Source organism: Chryseobacterium sp. GW823-FHT05E08, assembly GCF_058795655.1.
The window spans coordinates 460,377-480,849 of sequence record NZ_JBXAHY010000002.1 but is presented as its reverse complement, the minus strand read 5'-3'; the positions used below and the strand labels follow the sequence as shown (position 1 = coordinate 480,849).

Here is a 20,473-nt window from a genome sequence, read left to right as displayed (position 1 = left end):
CCCGTTCCTATTGATTATATTTCTACAAAGATATTATTTCTTTACTTTCACCGTGCATCCGATGGCGACAGTTTTTGTCATTTTTATAGGTTCGCCTTTTATCAAAGCATTTACCGCATCTTGGGCATAATACTCTGAAACATCGTTTGGATTTTCGTAATTATTATCGATTGCTCCAATGTATTTTACGATATTTTTACCGTTTTCTTTCTGTAAAACAAATACATGCGGTGTTTTTGTCGCTCCGTATTGAGGAAAAACTTTCTGCCCTTCATCTACCAAATAAGGGAAAGTAAACTCTTTTTCTTTAGCTCTCTCAATCATTTGTTTGTAGCCATCTTCCGGCTGTACGCTTGGATCATTTGGATTAATTGCTATCACGGGATAACCCTGATCTTTGTATTTTTTGTCAAGCTCAACAATTCTGTCCTCGTATTTTTTCGCGTATGGGCAGTGGTTGCATGTGAAGATCACGATAAAGCCTTTTGCCGATTTAAAATCGCTTAAAGAAACCATTTTGCCATCAACATTTTTTAGCTTAAAATCTGTTGCCTCGTCTCCTACTCCATATCCTTTTGTGGAAGCTGCCTTTTGTTTTTGAGGAGTTTTATCATCGTTTATCGTGGTGAAGCTTAAAAGCCCTAAACCAACGATAAAAGCTGTCATTAAAATCTTTAAATTTTTCATATTATTTTGATTATTGTAAATTTTTAGTAATTGTATTTTCAAGTTCTTCTTTGCTCATTTCTCCGTCGTTGAAATGTACTTTTTCTCCGTTTTTATAGAAAATGGTCACCGGAATATTTCCATCCCAGTCTTTTTCAAACCTTGGGATCCAAGTGTTCATTCTTTTGATATCATCCAATAAAATAACTTCTGCTGTGAGGTTTTTATTTTTAATGAACTTGATCACTCTTTCTTTATCAACCAATCGATCAAGTGAAACCAAGATCATTTTAAATTTCGGATTATTCGCATATTTCTTATTGACTTCCATGAAATGAGGAAGCTCTTTTACGCATGGCGCACAGGTGGTTGACCAAAAATTAACCACAAGAAATTTATCTTTCTCCTGTTGAATACGTTTTTCCAGCTCTTCATATTTAATTGAAGAAACCGTTGTCTGTTGTGCTTTAAAAACCGTAAAACACAAACACAGAAATAATATATTGATTACATTCTTCATACTCAAAATTAGTGAAATTATTAATGGCATTTTATTAAGATGAATCTTTTAAGTTTAAAAATATATCAACCATATTATATTTTAACTTATAATTTATTTCAATAATTAAATATTTCTCTTATTTTTGACTCTTATAACTCATTTACTCAATTTATATGAAAAAATTTTACTTCTTACTACCTATTTTACTTTTCACATCGTGTGCAACGGTTGAGGAAGATACTTCTGCAGAAGACAACCCTATTTTAGTAACCAAAATGGTGCAGGATGGTGATAATTATACATTCAGTTATAACGGAGCCAAGATCGTTACCATGACCAATACAACGGATAATTTCAAAAGAACTTATACGTATTCCGGTGATTTGATCAGTAAATATCTTGATACTTACGCTGATGGATCAACACAAACCACAAATGTAACGTACAACAGTTCAAACAAGATCTTAAAAAAATCATCTACTTATCAAGGAGGAACTTACACTACAGATTATGCTTACATTGGTGCCGATCGTGTAAGAATAACCGTTGTTCTTGCTCAGACCAACTCAACTAAAACTTATGTAAAAGATGTTTATTTAAATACGGACGGGTCTTTAAAAAACTGGACAGAAACCGTGGCAGATGTAAAGCCAACAACAACTCAAAACGGAACCGGAATTCTTAAAAATGTTGCCTATGATAGCGGAAGCTTTCCTTTTAAAAATATCACAGGCTATACAAGACTTTTGGAGAGTGAAGACATGAACGGATCAAGCCGTAATGTTATAGATTATAACAACCGCATCCAATACACCAATATACCGGGAGATGAATGGACGATCTACCATTCAACCTACGAATATAATACGAATGGATATCCTAAGAAAGAAACCAAGGATTCCTACGAAAAAACAGGGACTTCAATAACCAAGACCGAGATCACAACTTACGAATACAATCATTTATAATACAAAGAGAGCATTTAGGCTCTCTTTTTGCTTAGGTTAAAACCATTAAAATTTTAACAAAATTCTTTCGCTATGAAAAAATTATTCTTCTTTTTAATAGCATTTTTAGGCATCACGGTATTTGGGCAAAAAACTGATGTTAAGACCGATCCTCCAATTACAGATTATACATTTTTAAAATCAAAAATGAAAATGGATGATGTGGTAACAAAAGCAGACAAGGCTCCTGAGTTTCCGGGAGGAATGGAAGCTTTTCACAGAAAATTTGCAGAAAACATGGATATTATTGATGTAAAAACTAATAAAATCAACACCAGAGTATATTTTATCGTTGAAAAAAACGGCTATATTCGCTACGTTACCGCAACCGGAGACGATAAAAAACACTCAGAAGCCGCGGAAATAGCCATCAGAAGAATGTTTGTGAAGTGGAAACCCGCAACAGTAAATAATGAGCCCGTTCGTTATCTTTATACCTTTCCTTTATCGTTGAAGAAATATTAGGACTTTATTATTAATATTTTAAAGTTAAATGGTTATTTCCCAATCATTTTCTTAATCGAATTAAGCTTCATTAAAGCTTCAATCGGTGTCAAAGTATTAATATCAATTTTCATCAATTCTTCACGGATATTTTCCAACACAGGATCGTCTAATTGGAAGAAAGAAAGCTGCATATTTTCTTCTGTAACTCTTTTGATGGTTTCAGATGCCCCAGTCCCCTGTCCGCGACTTGCTTCTAACGTTTTTAGGATTTCATTAGCTCTGTTGACTACTTTTGAAGGCATTCCCGCCAATTTCGCAACATGAATACCGAAACTGTGCTCACTTCCACCAGGAATAAGCTTTCTCAGAAAAATAATACTTCCTTTGTTCTCCTGAATAGAAACGTGGAAATTCTTTACACGCTCAAAATTCACGGTCATTTCATTTAGTTCATGATAATGCGTTGCGAATAAAGTTTTAGCCTGAGTCGGATGTTGATGAAGATATTCTGCGATTGCCCAAGCAATGGAAACCCCATCATAAGTTGAAGTTCCACGACCGATTTCGTCTAATAAAATTAAACTTCGGTCTGAGATATTATTTAAAATATTGGCAGCTTCGTTCATTTCAACCATAAAAGTTGATTCACCAGCCGAAATATTATCTGTGGCTCCAACTCTTGTGAAAATTTTGTCTAAAACTCCGATTTCAGCATATTTTGCAGGAACAAAACTTCCAATTTGAGCCAAAAGACAAACAATTGCAGTCTGACGAAGAATCGCCGATTTACCGGCCATGTTGGGTCCTGTAACCATGATAATCTGCTGAGAATCTTTATCTAAATAAATATCATTCGGAATATATTTTTCACCTAAAGGAAGTGCATTTTCAATAATTGGATGCCTTGCTTCTTTTAAATCGATTGAAAAACTATCCGTTAAAACAGGTTTTGTATAACTCTCAGAAACAGCCAATTCAGATAAACCAACCGCAACATCCAATTGTGCAATAATGTTCGAATTCTCCTGAATCTGATCCATATAAACCATCGTTTCAGAACAAACATTTCTGTATAATTGATTCTCCAAAACACCGATTTTGTCCTCCGCGCCAAGAATCTGACTTTCATATTCTTTTAATTCTTCCGTGATATAACGTTCTGCATTCACCAACGTTTGCTTTCTCAGCCAATCACTCGGAACTTTATCTTTATGGGTATTTCGAACTTCAATATAATATCCGAAAACATTGTTAAAATCAATTTTAAGGCTTGTAATTCCTGTTCTTTCGATTTCTCGCTGACACATATCATCAAGGAAACCACGACCTTTACTTTGAAGACCTCTCAACATATCCAGCTCTTCAGAAATACCATTTTTAATCACATTTCCTTTCGCCAAACTTACCGGAAGTTCTTCATTAAGAGAATTTTGTAAAGATTTAATTAATTCATCTAAATCAGACAACGGTTCAAGCCAAGCCAAAACATCCGCATGAGGATGAAGTAACGCTTTAATTTTATGAATATTAATTAAACTCTGGCGCAAATGTCCTAATTCTCTGGGCGAGATCTTTTCTGCAGCCAATTTTCCCATTAATCGATCCAAATCAGAAATCGCCTTTAACAGTTGTGAAATCTCGTATTTAAGATGGTCGTTTTCATTTAAAAAATCAATTAAAGAAAGCCTTCTGCCAATTTCGTAAACAGATTTTAATGGAAGAATAATTCTTCTTCTCAACAATCTCCCTCCCATTGGAGTTGACGTTTTATCGATAATATCTAATAACGATTTTCCTTGTGGATTGCTTGGATAAACAATTTCTAGGTTTCTCAACGTGAAATTATCCATCATTAGAAAATCCTCCTGAGGAATCACCTGAATCTTTGTAATGTGAGCTAATAAATTATGGTGCGTATCTTCAACTAAATAAGCAAAGATAGCTCCCGCTGCAGTAATTGCTAACTGAGAATTTTCAACTCCAAATCCCTTCAAAGAATTGGTTTTAAAATGATTCGTCAGCTTTTCGTAGCCAAAATTATATTGATAAGCCCAATCTTCAAGCTTGAAAGCACTTTTATTTTTAAGCTGTTCCGGAAGCTGAACACTTCTCTGATAAATAATCTCACTCGGATCAAAAGTATTGACGATATGAAGTATTTTATCTAAATTTCCTTCACTTACCAAAAACTCACCTGTTGAAACATCAACCAAAGCGATTCCGTATTTTTCTTTTTCTTTATGAAGAGAAAGCAGGAAGTTATTCTTTTTCGAGTTTAAAACCTGATCATTGAACGTAACTCCGGGCGTCACCAATTCGGTCACTCCTCTTTTTACAATTCCTTTTACGGTTTTAGGATCTTCCAACTGGTCGCAGATCGCAACACGAAGTCCTGCTCTCACCAACTTTGGCAAATAAGAATCTACGGAATGATGCGGAAATCCAGCCAATTCTATATGACCGTCTCCATTCGCTCTTTTGGTTAAAACAATACCCAAAATCTGGGAAGTCCTAACGGCATCCTGCCCGAAAGTTTCATAGAAATCTCCCACTCGAAATAACAAAAGCGCATCAGGATATTTCGCCTTGATGGTGTTATATTGAGTCATTAACGGGGTTTCTTTCTTTTCTTTCGTCGCCTTTGCCATTAAAATCTTTCTTAAAAAATTAGGATGGTAAAAGTATGAAATAAAATAGAAGGATTAAAATGCTTGATAATTTAAAATATTTTTTCTCCCACGGATTTCACGGATTTACACAGATGATTGTGCATATTTTCTTTTTTGTAGAATTAAAGTATCAATCTGCAACCCTTGTCAAGGTTTAAAACCTTGACAAGGGTCATTAATAGAAGATATAATTTGAAAAATCCGTGGAATCTGTGGGAAATAAAAGATCACCTATTATTTAAATGACTTTCCAAAGCTTCTGTACTTTTTTCATACGCCCATTTCTGTTTGTAATTCACCCATTTTTTCTTAAAAATTTTCCGCATTAATTTGTCTGTATATCTCATAATGAAAACATGATACAGCATATTCGCAACAACTTTCGGTTTATTAGGAAGCGCCCGAAGTGACATTGAAAATCCGGGCTCCAAATATCTGTTGAAATGCCAAAATGCACCAGGAATGAAAAGCGCATCACCATGTTCCATGAAGATTTCAAAGCCTTTTGCATATTTCAAGGCAGGAAATTTTTCATAATCAGGATTTTCATAATCTACATCATAGATCGTATGAACCGACAGCGGAACTTTATATAAAAATGGAGATTGTTTTTGATCAAATAATAGAATTCTCTTCTTTCCTTCAAAATGAATATGAAGAAAATCTCCCAAATCGACATCATAATGCATCAAAACGTGAGCATCACTTCCACCAAAAAACAAGGTCGGAAGTCTTTTGAAAAATTTCATTCCAAGATCAGGATAGGTAAAATTTTTCAATAATTCCGGAAGCCTGTCGGTGATGATATAAAAGAAAATACGCAGATCTGACGGTTTACTTTTTATGGTATCAATATAATCCTTCATCTTCATGTGTGTAACAGGAGCGTCTGTACTTTTGGAAGCATCTGCGGGTTTGTTATCATACAGGGGAACGTCTTGTTCACCTGCTTTTTCACGGATAAAATCGAAATTCCATTTGTCGAAAGCATCCCAACGGCTCGCAAAATTTTTAATTAAGAGAGGTTTATGCTTTTTGAAATAATTTTTCTGAAAATCTTCTTTACTGATATCGTTGACAACATCTACGTTTTCGAGGATCATTTTGTTTCTTGATTTAATGCGAAATAAAAATAGTGTTTTTTTGAAATTTAGAAAAATTTTGGAATTAAATTATTTCCCACAGATTTACACGGATCATAAAATTATTTTCAAATACACGTGTAAATCTGTGCAATCTGTGGGAAATTAAATTCTCCATTCCTTTAAACTAATTTTAAGTTTCACGTAAAAGGAAAATGAAGCGAAAATTTTATCTTTGTAAGACTAACCTAATTTATGAGAGCCTACAACACCAAACATTTCCTTAAAATCCTTTTCAGTTTACATAAAAGTGATACGTTGAAAATCCTTTTTCCGAGTATGATTCTTGTTGGATTATATTCGTGGGGAATTCAATATTTAGAAGTAGAATATTTTCACCTTACTTCAAAATCAGGAGTCAGCAATGTAGGAATGATTCATTCTTTATTAGGCTTTGTACTTTCTTTGTTACTGGTTTTCAGGACAAATACAGCATACGACAGATGGTGGGAAGGCAGAAAACTTTGGGGGAAATTGGTAAACGACACCCGAAATTTTGCTGTAAAAATCAATAACATTTTAATTGATGATAGAAAAGATGCCGAGCAAATCGCAAGATATTTAAAGTTTTATCCTCACTTTTTAGCCAAGCATCTTTCTAAGGAATCTACGAGATTGGCTTTGGATGAAGATTATTCTGAAATTGAAAAATCTTTGAAACATCACGGGCCGAGCGAAATCGTTATTCTTTTAACGCATAAGTTAGGTCAGTTAAAAAAAGAGGGAAAAATATCTGAGATTGAGATGTTGTATTTAGACACTCAACTTTCAGGTTTTCTGGATGTTTGTGGAGGATGTGAAAGAATTAAAAACACTCCGATTCCTTACTCTTATTCTTCGTTTATCAAAAAGTTTATTATTCTTTACGTTTTTGCTTTGCCTATTGCTTATGTCATTAATATCGGACTTTTCATGGTTCCGTTGACAGTTTTTGTATATTATGTTTTGATGAGTCTGGAAATGATTGCAGAAGAAATTGAAGATCCTTTTAATAATGATGAAAATGATATTCCGATGGAAACTTTAGCACAGAATATCGAAAAGAATGTTCATCAAATTATGGGGTTAAAAAAATAAAAATCAACCTTTTACAGATTGATTTCTTTTAGTTCGCCGTCTTGTTTTATTTCTACAAACTTGCTTTCTCGGTTTCCGGAAGAATATCCGTAGAAAAACGTCTGATATATTGGTGTAGAGTATAAATATCCGCCATAAGCATTATACGCATCCGACTGCCCCGTTTGTTGCTGATAACTTGCTGTTGCCGTAAAATTGACGATCGTTTCAAGATAATACTTTCCAGGTTTCAGTTTTTCGAATTTAAACCTGCCGTGATCGTCAGTCAAAGCTTCAATTCTATATTTAAAAGCTTCTTCGGACATGTAAACTGTCGTTTTTTTGTTTTCATACTTTTTCCTCATGCTGTAAAACTCTTCAAAATAAGGTGTTACAGGAAAAAGCATTACTACAGTTCCTTTCGGAGCATAATGTTTCTCTCCAAGTAAAGGTTTGATTCCCCAATTATTCTTTTGTTTGGTTGAAGCCACACCTTCAAGCGTAGAATTTCCAAAGCCAATCATTTGTTGAGCCAATTTTTTATCAAAAAAAGCTTGAGGATAATAGGTATTTTGAGCCTTTGAAAAAATAAAACCAAAGAGCAACATCATAACAACTGAAACATTTTTCATAGTATATTTTTTAGTCAAATATAAGTATTTTGCTATTTTTGAAATAAAAAATTCTATGAAATACATTTTTCTGCTACTATTTTCAACAACAACTTTTGCATTAGCACAAAAACCATGCGGATTTAAGGACGGCCTACAGGAAGGAAACTGCAAACAATTCTACGAAAACGGACAGGTAAAAGAAGTTGCCGACTGGAAAAAAGGAAAATTAGAAGGTGACGCTATTTTTTATTTCGAAAATGGAAAAACTCAGGCCAAAGGAGAATATAAAAAAGGGTATAAAGTAAAAGAATGGGATTATTACGATAAAAATGGCGTTTTAACCTCGAAAGAAGTCTTTAGAAATGGCGATAAAAACGTTTACGATAATAGTTCTACTGCAACTTTTTATTCAACTTCAGGCGCTGTGATTGAAGTTTCTAATTATAAATTTGGTAAATTAGACGGCGAAAGTAAACTTTTTCATGATGATGGGAAGTCGGTAAAGCAGGTTGGTTTTTATCAAAACGGTCTTGCAATCGGGAAATGGAAGGCTCTTTATCCATCAGGAAAAATCCAGAGAGAAACGGAGTTCGTAAATGATAAAAGAGAAGGCAACAGGGTTCATTATCGCGAAGATGGAAGCATCGAAAAAACGGAAGTTTACAAAGAAGGAAAATTAATTTCAACAAAATAATACATTGGTACACAAATTAAAACTGGAAGAGCTTAACAGAATAGATGTAGAAACATTCAAGAAAGTTGAGAAAATTCCTTTGATCATAGTTTTAGATAATATTAGAAGTATGCACAATGTGGGTGCTACTTTCAGAACGGCAGATGCTTTTTTAATTGAAAAGATTATTCTGTGCGGGATCACTCCACAACCGCCTCACCGCGAGATTCACAAAGCGGCATTAGGCGCAACAGAAAGCGTTGATTGGAGCCATGAAAGTGATATTAACACTACAATCAGCGATCTGAAAAGTAAAGGATTTGAAATTATCGGCATCGAGCAAACCTCAAACAGCCAGATGATTACAGATTTCACGATCGATAAAACAAAAAAATATGCTTTAATTCTTGGAAATGAAGTTGAAGGAATTAGTGATGAAGCATTAGAAAATATTGATACATTTTTAGAGATTCCGCAGTTGGGAACCAAGCATTCTTTAAATGTAAGCGTATGTGGAGGAATCGTGATGTGGGAGTTCACAAAGGCCCTAAAATAAAAAAACTGCATGTGTCTAAAAGACAGTGCAGTTTGAAATAAATCTAATAAAAAGTAAAAATGAAAGGCGACAAAGATACTTTTTTTTTTCGGCGCGAACAAATTTTAAAATTGGTTTTTTTATTTTTCCTAAAAAAAATATAGGTTTTCAGAAAAAGTTTCGTTTAATTTTTTATAAATTAGCACAATGTTTATCAAGGACTATATCTCAAAAGATTTCCCGTGTTTTAGCTTGACTGACTCAATAGAATCAGCAAGAAACATGTTAGAGGACTTTGGATATTCTCATATTTTCGTTAAAAAATCCCATCACTTTTACGGAGCAATTGCACAGGATTTCCTTTATGAAGAAGAAGGAACCCTGAAAGATCTGGAACATCAGATCGAGCGTTTTGCGATCCTTGAAGATAACAATATTATGGACAGCATTCGTTTGTTTTACACTTTCAATGCCAACATCATTCCTGTTATCAATAAAAGTGAAAAGTATTTGGGATACATCAGCTGTGAAGACATTTTCCAGGATTTGTCTAAATATCCGTTGTTTTCGGAATTGGGAGCTATCCTTACGATTGAAACCCCTGCCAGAAAATATTCAATGACAGAAATCGCCAATATTATTGAGAGCAATAACTCTAAATTTTATGGTGGATTCATCAGCTTTATGTCTGATGAAGTAATTCACGTGACGATAAAGATCAGCAATGAAAATCTGGGCTCGATAGACGCAACTTTTGACCGTTATGATTATAGAATTGTAGAAAAATTCTATTCTGACGAAAAATCTGATCTGTTTAAAGACAGGTTCGGATTTTTACAAAAATTCATAGAAATTTAAACATGAAGGCAGCCATATATTCTCAGAAAAAAGATCTTGATACTTTTTTATATTTAAGCAAATTTGTTTCAGAACTTGAAAGCAGAGGTGTAAAATCTGTTTTATACGAGGTAATGGCGGAAGCGCTTCAGTTTTCAAAAATATTTGAGACCTTTAATAATAAGCAGGATCTTATTGATAAAGAAGTTGATCTTTTCTTCACATTCGGTGGAGACGGAACGATCGTAAATTCTTTAACCTTTATTGAAGATCTTGAAATCCCAATTGTTGGTGTAAATACCGGAAGATTAGGATTTTTGGCAAGTTTTACCAAAGAAGAAGCCTTCAAAGAATTGGATGCGATCTTAAAAGGTGATGTAAAAACAAGCCGTCGTGCTGTTATTGAGGTCGTTTCACCAAGATCAGACGAGTTTTTTCCGTATGCTTTAAATGACGTTACCGTTTCCAGAAAAGAAACAACATCAATGGTTACGGTTGATTCATATATTAATGATGAATTTTTAAATGTGTTCTGGGGAGACGGCGTTATCGTTTCTACCCCAACAGGTTCTACTGCTTATTCTTTAAGCTGTGGCGGACCGATCATTTCTCCCAATAATGAAAACTTCGTCATCACTCCTATCGCTCCTCATAATCTGAATGTGAGACCTTTAGTGGTAAATGACAGAGTAGAAATAAAATTCAAAGTTGAAAGCCGAGTGCCTCAATATTCGCTTTCTTTAGATTCAAGATTAATCCATATAGAAACAGATCAGGAGATCATTATTAAAAAGGCAAGTTTCCAGATACTTTTGGTACAGCCGAATGATCTGAGCTTCTATGAAACCATCCGCCAGAAACTACTTTGGGGGCGCGATAAAAGAAATTAACAATTTATCAAAAATTCTTACCTTTACAGGAATTTTAGAAACACCTAATAATTTATATAAAAAGTAAAACATGAGCAGAATTTTCCCGGCAGGAGTTGCCACAGGTCAATTAGTTACTGATATTTTTCAGCATGCTAAAGAAAACAAATATGCATTACCTGCAGTAAACGTAATTGGTTCTAGTAATGTAAATGCTGTTATGGAAACTGCAGCAAAATTAAACTCTCCTGTTATCATTCAGTTTTCTAACGGTGGAGCTGCTTTTAACGCAGGAAAAGGATTAAGCAATGACGGTCAGAAGGCTGCTATTTTAGGATCTATTGCCGGAGCTAGACATATTCATACTCTTGCAGAAGCTTACGGAGCGACTGTAATTTTACATACAGACCACTGTGCAAAAAAATTATTGCCTTGGATTGACGGATTATTGGATGCTAGTGAAGAATTTTACAAGCAGACTGGTAAATCTCTTTACTCTTCTCACATGCTAGATCTTTCTGAAGAATCTTTAGAAGAAAACTTAGAGATCTCTGTTAAGTATTTCGAAAGAATGGCTAAAATGCAGATGACTTTAGAAGTTGAGATCGGTGTTACAGGAGGTGAAGAAGATGGTGTAGACAACTCTGATGTAGACAACTCTAAATTATATACTCAACCTGAAGATATCGCTTATACTTACGAAAAATTAAAAGCTGTTTCTGATAACTTTACGATTGCAGCAGCATTCGGTAACGTACACGGAGTTTATAAGCCAGGAAACGTGGTTCTTACACCAAAAATCCTAGACAACTCTCAGAAATTTGTTGAAGAGAAATTCGGAACGGGTAAAAAACCTGTGAATTTTGTATTCCACGGAGGTTCTGGATCTACTTTAGAAGAGATCAGAGAAGCGATCGATTACGGTGTAATTAAAATGAACATCGATACAGATCTTCAATTCGCTTACACAGAAGGAATTAGAGATTACATGGTTAACAATATCGATTATCTAAGAGCTCAAATCGGAAACCCTGAAGGAGAAGAAAAACCTAACAAAAAATTCTATGACCCAAGAGCTTGGGTAAGAAAAGGTGAAGAAACTTTCTCTACAAGATTGGTTAAAGCGTTTGAAGACTTAAATAACGTAAATACGCTTAAATAAATTATAAATAACTGCTAAAAGATGAGTGATAAGTGATTTTTAAACCGCTTTCATTTCATCTTTTAGCATTTATCATACATCAATTATATAGATATGGCATTCGACTGGTTTAAAAGAAAAGCAAAAAACATTACGACCTCTACTGATGAAAAAAAGGATGTTCCCAAAGGTCTTTGGCACCAAACTCCGTCAGGAAAAGTAGTAGAGCATGACGAACTGAAGAAAAACAATTATGTTTCTCCTGAAGACGGATTTCATGTAAGAATAGGAAGTGCAGAATTTTTTGATATCCTTTTTGACGAAGGTAAATTCACTGAACTAGATGCTAATGTTGAAAGTATAGACATCCTAAACTTCAAAGATACAAAGCCTTACGCAGATCGTTTAAAAGAGGTAAGAGCAAAAACAAAGCTTACAGACTCTATCAGAAATGGTGTAGGAACTGTAAACGGAACTAAAATGGTAGTTTCTTGTATGGATTTCGCTTTTATTGGAGGATCATTAGGTTCTGTAATGGGTGAAAAGATCAGAAGAGCAATTGATTACTGTATCGCCAACAAACTTCCTTATATGATCATTTGTCAGTCAGGAGGAGCGAGAATGCAGGAAGCAACTTATTCTTTGATGCAATTGGCTAAAGTACAGGCTAAATTGGCTCAACTTTCAGAGGCAGGACTTTTATACATCGCTTACCTTTGCGACCCTACTTTTGGAGGAATTACAGCTTCTTTCGCAATGACGGCTGACATTATTATGGCTGAACCTAAAGCTTTGATCGGCTTTGCAGGACCAAGAGTTATCCGTGAAACAATCGGTAGAGACTTACCGGAAGGTTTCCAAACTTCTGAATTCTTGCAGGAAAAAGGATTCGTTGATTTCATCGTAAAAAGAACTGAAATTAAAGAAGTAGTAGCTAAGACAGTAAATTTATTAGCAGTACATGCTTAAAATTTGTAACAAATACAATACAATCTCTCTCTAATTGGGGAGAGATTTTTATTTATGAGGACTTTTAAAATATTTTTCAATACGATCCGAAGTATGAGCTTTAAAAAGATCATGCGCCTTTTATCGCTTGTTCTACCCCATCCTCTTTTTTCTTTATTAAGCTTTTATGCCACCATGCAGGCTTTCACTATTGCTCAGAAACGTTTTCCTGAAACAGCTTCCAATAATGGAATAGGAAATGCTTTCAGACACTCACTTTGGTGTGCTTTTATCCTAATGTACTGCAGCAAGATTTCTTCGCCTGAAAAAGCATTGGATTTCTGCAAAAGAATAACCGATATGCACGAAGAATTATTCCCCAATAAACCGTTGGAAACCAAAATGGATCTTCACAACAACAAAATCGGAATGGATTATTTCATGGAGCTTTTACCAGGAATTCACCGCCAGTTTTTTGAAAAAGGATTTTTTATTGATGCTTTAATTGATAAAATGAAAGACGCAAAAGTTCTGAAAAACTTAGATGATGATTTTGCCGGACACTTGGTTTATCTTGATGAAAGGTAGTTTTTATTTAACCTTCTAGTTTATCATTTAGAACATAACGAAGTGCAGCGTGGAATCTAAACATTTATAATAGACTTCTCATTATTTCTAATCACAGCGAAACGTTGAGTTTTTCCACCAAAGATTTCACGGATTTACACAGATGATTCTGTTTTATTTGTGAAATAATGTACGCTATTTGTTTTTAATCCCCGTCTCTTTTGTAATCTGAAGTTTTTTTGATAAGTTTAACCAATTATAATTTAATCAAATGGTTCTCAGCAGAATTTGGTCGGCTTTTATTATCGTTGCCATTGCTATTGCAAGCATAAAGTATATGTCATCAAGTCATTACAAAACCATTTTCAATGATATGGTTGTTGGAAAAGGCGGTGATACGGTGCAAATTGCAACTCAGAAAATCAATACGCTCTCTCCTATTGTCCGAGACAGTTTGATGAAAAAACAGAATTTTGCAGAAAGCAGAATTCATTACAAAACAGATTCTCTGAAACAAGACGTAAAAGTATATCGTGTTCAGGAATCGGATGGCGTTATCGGAACCTCTGAAACTGCCGTAAAAATATGTATTGGTTTAATTGGAATCATGACCTTATTCATGGGGTTCATGAGTATTGCAGAAAAAGCAGGCGGAATCAATCTTTTAAGTCGATTAATTCAACCTTTCTTTTCAAAATTATTCCCTGAAATACCAAAAAACCACCCTGCTTTCGGGCATATGTTGATGAATTTCAGTGCTAATCTTTTAGGGTTGGATAATGCCGCTACCCCATTTGGTTTAAAAGCCATGGAAAGTCTGCAAACTTTAAATCCAAATAAAGATACCGCGAGTAATTCACAGATCATGTTCCTGTGTCTTCATGCAGGAGGAATGACTTTGATTCCTGTTTCTATTATCGCCATCCGAGCTTCGATGGGTTCTAAAACGCCAACGGATATTTTCCTTCCGTGTATGATTGCAACATTTGCAGCCACGTTAGCAGCCATGATTATTGTTTCTTTGTATCAAAAAATAAATCTTCTTCGTCCAGTAGTTATCGCTTATGTAGGCGGAATCTCAGCGATCATTGGACTTTTGGTTGTATACCTGGTTCAATTAAGCAAAGACGAATTAGATACCTTTAGCAAGGTTTTAAGCAACGGTTTGATTCTGTTTATATTCTTGGGAATTGTGCTTGGCGCTCTTTATAAAAAAATTAATGTTTTTGATGCTTTTATTGAAGGGGCAAAAGAAGGTTTTACAACCTGCGTCAAGATTATTCCTTATTTAGTTGGGATGTTGATCGCTATTTCTCTTCTAAGAACTTCCGGTGTTTTTGATGTCATCATCGATGGAATGAAATGGGTTGCCTATACAGCCAATTTTGATCCTCGTTTTGTTGACGGACTTCCAACAGCACTAATCAAGCCTTTATCCGGTTCCGGAGCCCGTGGAATGATGGTTGATACGATGACAACTTTCGGTGCAGATAGTTTCCAAGGGAAGTTAGCAGCAGTTCTTCAGGGAAGCTCAGATACGACCTTTTATGTGATTGCAGTTTATTTTGGATCCGTAGCCGTGAAGAATACGAGATACACGGTAATTGCTATGCTTTTGGCGGATTTGGTGGGAGTTATTACTGCGATTGCTTTGGCATATCTATTTTTTGCGTAAACTATAGCAATGGAGGCTTCGAGAACCTCAGTTACCATTAAAATAAAACCTTAAATTTTAAAACTAAAAATATGATCACAGATAAAGAATTCACATTACGACTCATACGTCAGTTAACTCAAGCATTAGAAAAACTGATTTTAGACAAACCTGAGGAAAGTTTAATGCAGAAAGAATTAGATTTCGAGACTTTAATGAGAGATATTTTCAAGTTTGATTTTGCTACACTTTCAGCAAAATCAAAAGAAGAAATCATAGAAATCGTCAATGAAAGACAAGAAAGAGACCACAAAGATTATTACGAAATGCTGGGGAATCTTTTCTATTTTACAGGCAGAGGACAAAAAAACAATGACTTTTTAGACAAAGCAAAAACGTTTTACGAACTATATCTTCAAACCAGCGGAATTTTTGCACTTCCGGTTATCAATAGAATCAGCGAAATAAAAAAAGCACTTGAATAAAGTGCTTTTGTATTTTTAGAATGTAATTTTATAAGTTCCGGTGGAGGATGTACTTGCTTTTTCGGCTTTCACATACTTCTTAACCCAAGATACTGCTGTAGAAGAAATACAGGAATCTGATGTTCCTCCTGATCGTCTTGCAGAGACCACATTCCCTGCTTTATCTACGGTATATGCAATTGTGATTGTTCCACTTGCCGTACAACTATTGGTTGGTTGTGATCCTCCTCTTCCCATTGTTCCGGGAATATATCCGATTAATTTTCTGTCAATTCCTACTTTGCTGTCACCATTTCCATCTCCACCTAAAGGATCTCCTGCATTTCCGATTCCTTCTCCCGTTCCTTGGCTTCCGGCTTTAGTTCCTCTTCCTTTAATTAAATTTCCGATGGCGGCATTTCCTTTTCCATCACCATTTCCAGTTTTGGAGTTGGCGGTTGCAGCACCTGCCTTTTTAGTATTTTTAGAAGCAGAAGTACTTGTTGCTGCTTTTTTATCAGACTTTTTTGATTCTTCTTTTTTAGGAACCGTAAGTTTTGAATTATTTCCTGTAATTACTTTTTCCTTAGCTTTCTCTTTTTTAGTTTCAGGCTTAGATTCTGGTTTTACAACGGTTTTAGTTTCAGGAACAGGAGTTTCTACAGGTTCCGGAGTGACTACTTCTGTCGCAGCGGCTAGGCTTCCTTCCTGTTCAGCAGGTTCTTCAATGCCTTTCCCGTTTCTGTTGTCTCCAAAGTTGACGAGCATTGTTGTAACAACTTCATCAGGCTTTTTATCCAGTTCTGGTTTTAATTTATAAAGAAAAACAAAAAGCAGGATCGCAGACCAAATAAGGATAGAAAGTATCGCACTCTTTATCCTGTCTCTGTTTTGCTCGTCTTTGTTCACTGTATAACTTCTCATTTTAAAATGATCCTTCCCGATATTTTCGGAGTTATTATTTATCTTTAACCGTCGCAATGGCAATATTGAATTTATTCTTTTCAGCAATTTCCATTACAAAAACAACATCTTTATGCATTGTATTTTCGTCTGCACGAATTGTAAAAGACTTGTTGGTTTGATTTGTTAATTTACTGACAATCACTGGCTCCAATTGATCTTTTGTTACAGGACTATCGTCTACAAAATAAGATCCGTCCGGTTTAATGCTCACAACCAAAGGATTGGGAATATTATCTTCTACCGCTCCCGCTTTCGGCAAATTTACCTCAATAGCGCTTTGATTGGCTGCCGATGAAGTAATCATAAAGAATATCAGCATCAGCAAGATAACATCGGTCATCGCTGCTAAACTGAATTCGGGATTCGCTTTATTTCTTCTCTGAATTTTCATCTGGAAAGATTTATAAAGGTTTATTGATAAGATCTAAAAATTCGCCAGACATATTCTGAGCTTTCAATACAAATTTATCAATTCTCGTTAAAAGAATATTGTAGAAAAAGTTAGCCGGAATTGCCACCGCAAGACCAACCGCCGTTTGTCCTAACGCCGTATAAATACCTTCAGACAAAGTTTTCGGAGAGAAAGATCCTGATGCGTGAGATAGGTTAAAGAATGCAATTATCATCCCGATAACCGTTCCCAAAAGCCCTAACATTGGAGCAATACTTGGTACAACCGCCAAAAGGTTAAGGTTTTTCTCCATATTCGCCACTTCTACCTGAGCCTGAGATTCCATCGCGCTTACAATATCTGAAACAGGACGTCCCAATCTTGAGATTCCCTTTTCTAAAATTCTTCCTTCAGGTGAGTTTTGTCTTTTACAGTAGTCTGCTGCAGATTCTATTTTGCCTTCTTTAATAAAATCTTCAATATTATCCATGAAATTGGAATCCGTTTTTGAGGTCAGTCTTTTAATAAAGAAAAATCTTTCAAAAAACAGATATACCGAAAACACACCAAGCGCCAGTACGGTAAACATTACTATTTTAGCGAAAGCTCCACCGTGGAACATAATCTTCCAAAATGAAAATTCTAAATCGTCTGTTGCAACTGCTGGTGCAGTTATTTGCGCAAATAAAATCTGAGTAAGTTCCGTTAGCAGCATTAATATTAGTATTTATAAAGGTTTTAACGACAAAAGTAGTTGAATATTATTAATTGATGTCTTAAAAAATGCTTAAAAACACCTTAAATTTTGTTATTTTTTATCAACAGCAAATTTCTCTCCAAAAAACATTTGAAAAGAAATTCAATTATAAAACTATTGAAGAGAAGATTAAATTAATCTTCGTCTACTACAATCTCATCTTGTTTAAATTCGCATTTGAGTCTAAAAGGAATCGGTGTGTCCGACCCTGTGTAGAAATCATCAATGGTTCCTTTCCAGATCACCTGAAGCACATCTTCTTCGTTTTTGTCGAATTGAAGCTCATTATCATAGATAAAAGCCTCTTCATCGTCGAAAAGATCTACTTCTGTATAGGTTTCCTCATCAGAATCATTGATCTTAATACTTTTTCCCTCTATTTCCGCTGTTTCGATAGGAAAATCGAAAATATTAAGCGAAAGCTGTGGAAAATTGTAGTGTAAAGAATCATCATCTACATGATCTAAGCTGTCATCCGTGATTATTTCAACCTCAAGAAAATGTTCTTGGTTACTGTAAACCGCCTTGCAATAAGTATTTCTAATATTGTATGTTAGCGTTTCGTCCGGATGGTAAATTTTTAAAATCCCTTTCATTATTTCTTAAAAAAGAGCTGTAATAATATGATTGTTAAACGTTTTCAGCAAAGATAAAAAATAGATTGAAAGTGGAAAATATTTTGAAAATTATTTTTCTAAAAATCCAGTTTATTAATAATCGGTTTATTTCAATAATACTTACTTTTGCTTTCATAAAGATTCTGAAAATGAAAAACATTTTATCGAAAAGTATTTTAGGTTTAGGCTTGGCAGTAAGCTTAATTTCATGTAAAAAATCCGATTCTCCTTTAACGAAAGTTACTCCGACAAACATAGATTCCATTGCTTCAAATTATTATGAGCAATATTTAAAGTTGTATCCGTTGGAAGCTACGTCACAGGGAGATCTCAGATATAATGATCAACTTCCGATCAACATTGATAAAGATTTCATTTCCGGAGAAGTAGCTTTTTATAATTCTGTTCAGAAACAATTGGATCAGGTAGATTATAAAAGTCTTTCTGATGATGATAAAGTGGTCTATGATGTTTTAGATTATACTTTAAAAGATAAAATTGAAGCTTACACTTATCATCCTGAATATATTCCTTTTACTCAATTTGGAGGATTGCCATTAAATTTTCCTTTGTACGGAAGCGGAGAAGGAAGTCAGCCTTTTAAAACCGAAAAAGATTACGAAGACTGGTTAAAAAGAATGGATAAATTCCCTTTATGGATGGATGCCGCAATTGAAAACTTTAAAGAAGGAATCAATAATAAAGTCGTTTTGCCTAAAAAACTGATCGTAAAAATTATTCCTCAGATGAAAGCCGAAGAAATCACCACTCCAGATTTCGAAAAGAATATTTTCTACGGACCAATTGAAAAATTTCCAAAAGATTTCACTCAGGCTCAAAAGGATAAATTCACAAAATTGTATCAGGATGCTATTTCTAAAAAAATAATTCCTGCTTATACAAAAATGGGCAAATTCTTAGAAACAGAATACCTGCCAAAAGGAAGAGATACAGACGGTTACAGCAGCCTACCGAAAGGAAGCGACATTTATGCTTATTATGTAAAAAGCTGGACGACAACGAATAAATCTCCTGAAGAGATCAATAAAATTGGACTTCAGCAAGTTGCCATGCTTCGTGCCGAAATGGAAAAAGTAAAACAACAGGTTAGTTTCTCAGGAACGTTGGAGGAATTCATCAATTTTGTAAAAACGGATCCAAAAGCGATGCCTTACAAGACTTCTAAGGAAGTTTTAGCCGGATTTAACGGGATTTTAGCTAAAATAACTCCGAAGCTGAAAATAATGTTCAGCGTAACTCCGAAAACAAAATTTGAGATCAGACAAACTGAAAAATTCAGAGAAGCCAGTGCAAGTGCAGAATATATCCAAGGAACGCCAGACGGAAAAAGACCGGGAATTTTTTATGTTCCACTTCCGGATCCGTCTAAATTCAATGTAACATCAGGAATGGAATCACTTTTCTTACATGAAGCTATTCCGGGACACCATTATCAGGTTTCTCTACAACAGGAAAACACGAAATTACCGAAATTCATGAGATTCGGATGGTTTGGAGCTTACGGTGAAGGCTGGGCGCATTATTGCGAAACTTTAGGACCGGAATTCGGATTGTACACAGATCCTTATCAGAAAATGGGTTATTTAAGCGATCAGATGTTGAGAGCCGTAAGATTGGTTGTTGACACCGGAATTCATACCGGAAAAATGTCGAGAGAAGAAGCTATCAAATATTTCCTAAGCAATATTTCTTACGATGAAGCAGGCGCAACCGCAGAAGTTGAGAGATATATGGCAATGCCGGGACAAGCTTTAGGATATAAAATCGGTTCGTTGAGAATTCGCGAATTGAGAGATCAATATCAAAAACAGCTTGGAAGTAAGTTTAGTCTAGCGAAATTCCATGATGAAGTTTTGAGTCAAGGTTGTCTTCCTTTGGATGTTTTGAACAGAAAAATGGAGCTTTGGGCGAAGAAGCAGAAGTAATATTT

Annotated in this window: 22 protein-coding genes; 13 read left to right on the top strand and 9 right to left on the bottom strand. The window is 34.9% G+C overall.

All coding sequences use genetic code 11. The features are described 5' to 3' along the window. Positions 1 to 33 precede the first annotated feature (33 nt). Both AC1Q7L_RS08210 and AC1Q7L_RS08205 read right to left on the bottom strand, forming a co-directional pair. On the bottom strand, positions 34 to 687 hold the full coding sequence (locus AC1Q7L_RS08210; RefSeq protein ID WP_492305026.1) for a thioredoxin family protein: 654 nt from the start codon (positions 685 to 687) through the stop codon (positions 34 to 36). Positions 688 to 697: 10 nt separating this feature from the next. Beyond that, a complete protein-coding gene (locus AC1Q7L_RS08205) occupies positions 698 to 1,186 on the bottom strand; it encodes a TlpA family protein disulfide reductase (RefSeq protein ID WP_492305025.1) in 489 nt (162 codons plus the stop codon). A 155-nt stretch (positions 1,187 to 1,341) separates the two neighbouring features. Here AC1Q7L_RS08205 and AC1Q7L_RS08200 point away from each other — a divergent pair, with 155 nt between their 5' ends. Then, positions 1,342 to 2,136, top strand: coding sequence for a hypothetical protein (locus tag AC1Q7L_RS08200; protein WP_492305024.1), 795 nt, complete (start codon positions 1,342 to 1,344; stop codon positions 2,134 to 2,136). Between the two features lie 72 nt (positions 2,137 to 2,208). Beyond that, on the top strand, positions 2,209 to 2,640 hold the full coding sequence (locus AC1Q7L_RS08195) for an energy transducer TonB (RefSeq protein WP_492305023.1): 432 nt from the start codon (positions 2,209 to 2,211) through the stop codon (positions 2,638 to 2,640). 32 nt (positions 2,641 to 2,672) lie between these two features. On the opposite strand, the gene mutS is transcribed toward AC1Q7L_RS08195, so the two are convergent. Both mutS and AC1Q7L_RS08185 read right to left on the bottom strand, forming a co-directional pair. Then, positions 2,673 to 5,270 carry a DNA mismatch repair protein MutS gene (mutS, locus tag AC1Q7L_RS08190; RefSeq protein WP_492305022.1) on the bottom strand — a complete coding sequence of 866 codons (2,598 nt, stop codon included), beginning with the start codon at positions 5,268 to 5,270 and terminating at the stop codon, positions 2,673 to 2,675. A gap of 248 nt (positions 5,271 to 5,518) precedes the next feature. After that, complete coding sequence (locus tag AC1Q7L_RS08185; RefSeq protein ID WP_492305021.1) at positions 5,519 to 6,394, bottom strand: cupin-like domain-containing protein; 876 nt, start codon at positions 6,392 to 6,394, stop codon at positions 5,519 to 5,521. A 234-nt stretch (positions 6,395 to 6,628) separates the two neighbouring features. Here AC1Q7L_RS08185 and AC1Q7L_RS08180 point away from each other — a divergent pair, with 234 nt between their 5' ends. Further along, positions 6,629 to 7,510, top strand: a complete 882-nt coding sequence (locus AC1Q7L_RS08180; RefSeq protein WP_410691711.1) for a bestrophin family protein — start codon at positions 6,629 to 6,631, stop codon at positions 7,508 to 7,510. Between the two features lie 11 nt (positions 7,511 to 7,521). On the opposite strand, the gene AC1Q7L_RS08175 is transcribed toward AC1Q7L_RS08180, so the two are convergent. Next, positions 7,522 to 8,121 (bottom strand): hypothetical protein, encoded by a 600-nt coding sequence (locus tag AC1Q7L_RS08175; RefSeq protein ID WP_492305020.1) that lies wholly within the window; start codon positions 8,119 to 8,121, stop codon positions 7,522 to 7,524. 55 nt (positions 8,122 to 8,176) lie between these two features. On the opposite strand from AC1Q7L_RS08175, the gene AC1Q7L_RS08170 reads away from it, so the two are divergent. The 9 genes from AC1Q7L_RS08170 (at position 8,177) to AC1Q7L_RS08130 (ending at position 15,812) form a co-directional block, all read left to right on the top strand. Beyond that, positions 8,177 to 8,797 carry a toxin-antitoxin system YwqK family antitoxin gene (locus AC1Q7L_RS08170; protein ID WP_492305019.1) on the top strand — a complete coding sequence of 207 codons (621 nt, stop codon included), beginning with the start codon at positions 8,177 to 8,179 and terminating at the stop codon, positions 8,795 to 8,797. Between the two features lie 4 nt (positions 8,798 to 8,801). Further along, a complete protein-coding gene (locus AC1Q7L_RS08165; protein WP_066753878.1) occupies positions 8,802 to 9,332 on the top strand; it encodes an RNA methyltransferase in 531 nt (176 codons plus the stop codon). Positions 9,333 to 9,593: 261 nt separating this feature from the next. Further along, the gene (locus AC1Q7L_RS08160; protein WP_492305018.1) at positions 9,594 to 10,169 is read left to right on the top strand and encodes a CBS domain-containing protein; all 576 of its coding nucleotides are present in this window, start codon (positions 9,594 to 9,596) and stop codon (positions 10,167 to 10,169) included. 2 nt (positions 10,170 to 10,171) lie between these two features. Further along, positions 10,172 to 11,038, top strand: coding sequence for an NAD kinase (locus AC1Q7L_RS08155; protein ID WP_410691717.1), 867 nt, complete (start codon positions 10,172 to 10,174; stop codon positions 11,036 to 11,038). A 70-nt stretch (positions 11,039 to 11,108) separates the two neighbouring features. Further along, positions 11,109 to 12,179: a class II fructose-bisphosphate aldolase gene (fbaA, locus tag AC1Q7L_RS08150; protein WP_072410144.1), complete on the top strand. Its 1,071-nt coding sequence runs from the start codon at positions 11,109 to 11,111 to the stop codon at positions 12,177 to 12,179. A 93-nt stretch (positions 12,180 to 12,272) separates the two neighbouring features. Then, entirely contained in the window at positions 12,273 to 13,127 is an 855-nt protein-coding gene (gene accD, locus AC1Q7L_RS08145; RefSeq protein WP_066753890.1) for an acetyl-CoA carboxylase, carboxyltransferase subunit beta, read from the top strand. A gap of 54 nt (positions 13,128 to 13,181) precedes the next feature. Then, on the top strand, positions 13,182 to 13,694 hold the full coding sequence (locus AC1Q7L_RS08140) for a DUF6973 domain-containing protein (protein WP_492305017.1): 513 nt from the start codon (positions 13,182 to 13,184) through the stop codon (positions 13,692 to 13,694). Positions 13,695 to 13,944: 250 nt separating this feature from the next. Then, positions 13,945 to 15,348 (top strand): nucleoside recognition domain-containing protein, encoded by a 1,404-nt coding sequence (locus AC1Q7L_RS08135; RefSeq protein WP_492305016.1) that lies wholly within the window; start codon positions 13,945 to 13,947, stop codon positions 15,346 to 15,348. A gap of 71 nt (positions 15,349 to 15,419) precedes the next feature. Next, positions 15,420 to 15,812 carry a hypothetical protein gene (locus AC1Q7L_RS08130; RefSeq protein WP_410691720.1) on the top strand — a complete coding sequence of 131 codons (393 nt, stop codon included), beginning with the start codon at positions 15,420 to 15,422 and terminating at the stop codon, positions 15,810 to 15,812. Between the two features lie 15 nt (positions 15,813 to 15,827). Here AC1Q7L_RS08130 and AC1Q7L_RS08125 read toward each other — a convergent pair whose 3' ends face one another. The 4 genes from AC1Q7L_RS08125 to AC1Q7L_RS08110 form a co-directional block, all read right to left on the bottom strand. After that, positions 15,828 to 16,715: a ferric siderophore ABC transporter substrate-binding protein gene (locus AC1Q7L_RS08125; protein ID WP_492305015.1), complete on the bottom strand. Its 888-nt coding sequence runs from the start codon at positions 16,713 to 16,715 to the stop codon at positions 15,828 to 15,830. A gap of 34 nt (positions 16,716 to 16,749) precedes the next feature. Next, a complete protein-coding gene (locus AC1Q7L_RS08120) occupies positions 16,750 to 17,148 on the bottom strand; it encodes an ExbD/TolR family protein (RefSeq protein WP_410691722.1) in 399 nt (132 codons plus the stop codon). A 10-nt stretch (positions 17,149 to 17,158) separates the two neighbouring features. Next, a complete protein-coding gene (locus tag AC1Q7L_RS08115) occupies positions 17,159 to 17,863 on the bottom strand; it encodes a MotA/TolQ/ExbB proton channel family protein (RefSeq protein ID WP_066753902.1) in 705 nt (234 codons plus the stop codon). A gap of 176 nt (positions 17,864 to 18,039) precedes the next feature. Continuing rightward, complete coding sequence (locus AC1Q7L_RS08110; RefSeq protein WP_410691724.1) at positions 18,040 to 18,501, bottom strand: hypothetical protein; 462 nt, start codon at positions 18,499 to 18,501, stop codon at positions 18,040 to 18,042. A 170-nt stretch (positions 18,502 to 18,671) separates the two neighbouring features. Between AC1Q7L_RS08110 and AC1Q7L_RS08105 the strand changes: the two genes are divergently transcribed. Continuing rightward, a complete protein-coding gene (locus tag AC1Q7L_RS08105; protein ID WP_492305014.1) occupies positions 18,672 to 20,468 on the top strand; it encodes a DUF885 domain-containing protein in 1,797 nt (598 codons plus the stop codon). The last annotated feature ends 5 nt before the right edge of the window (positions 20,469 to 20,473 follow it).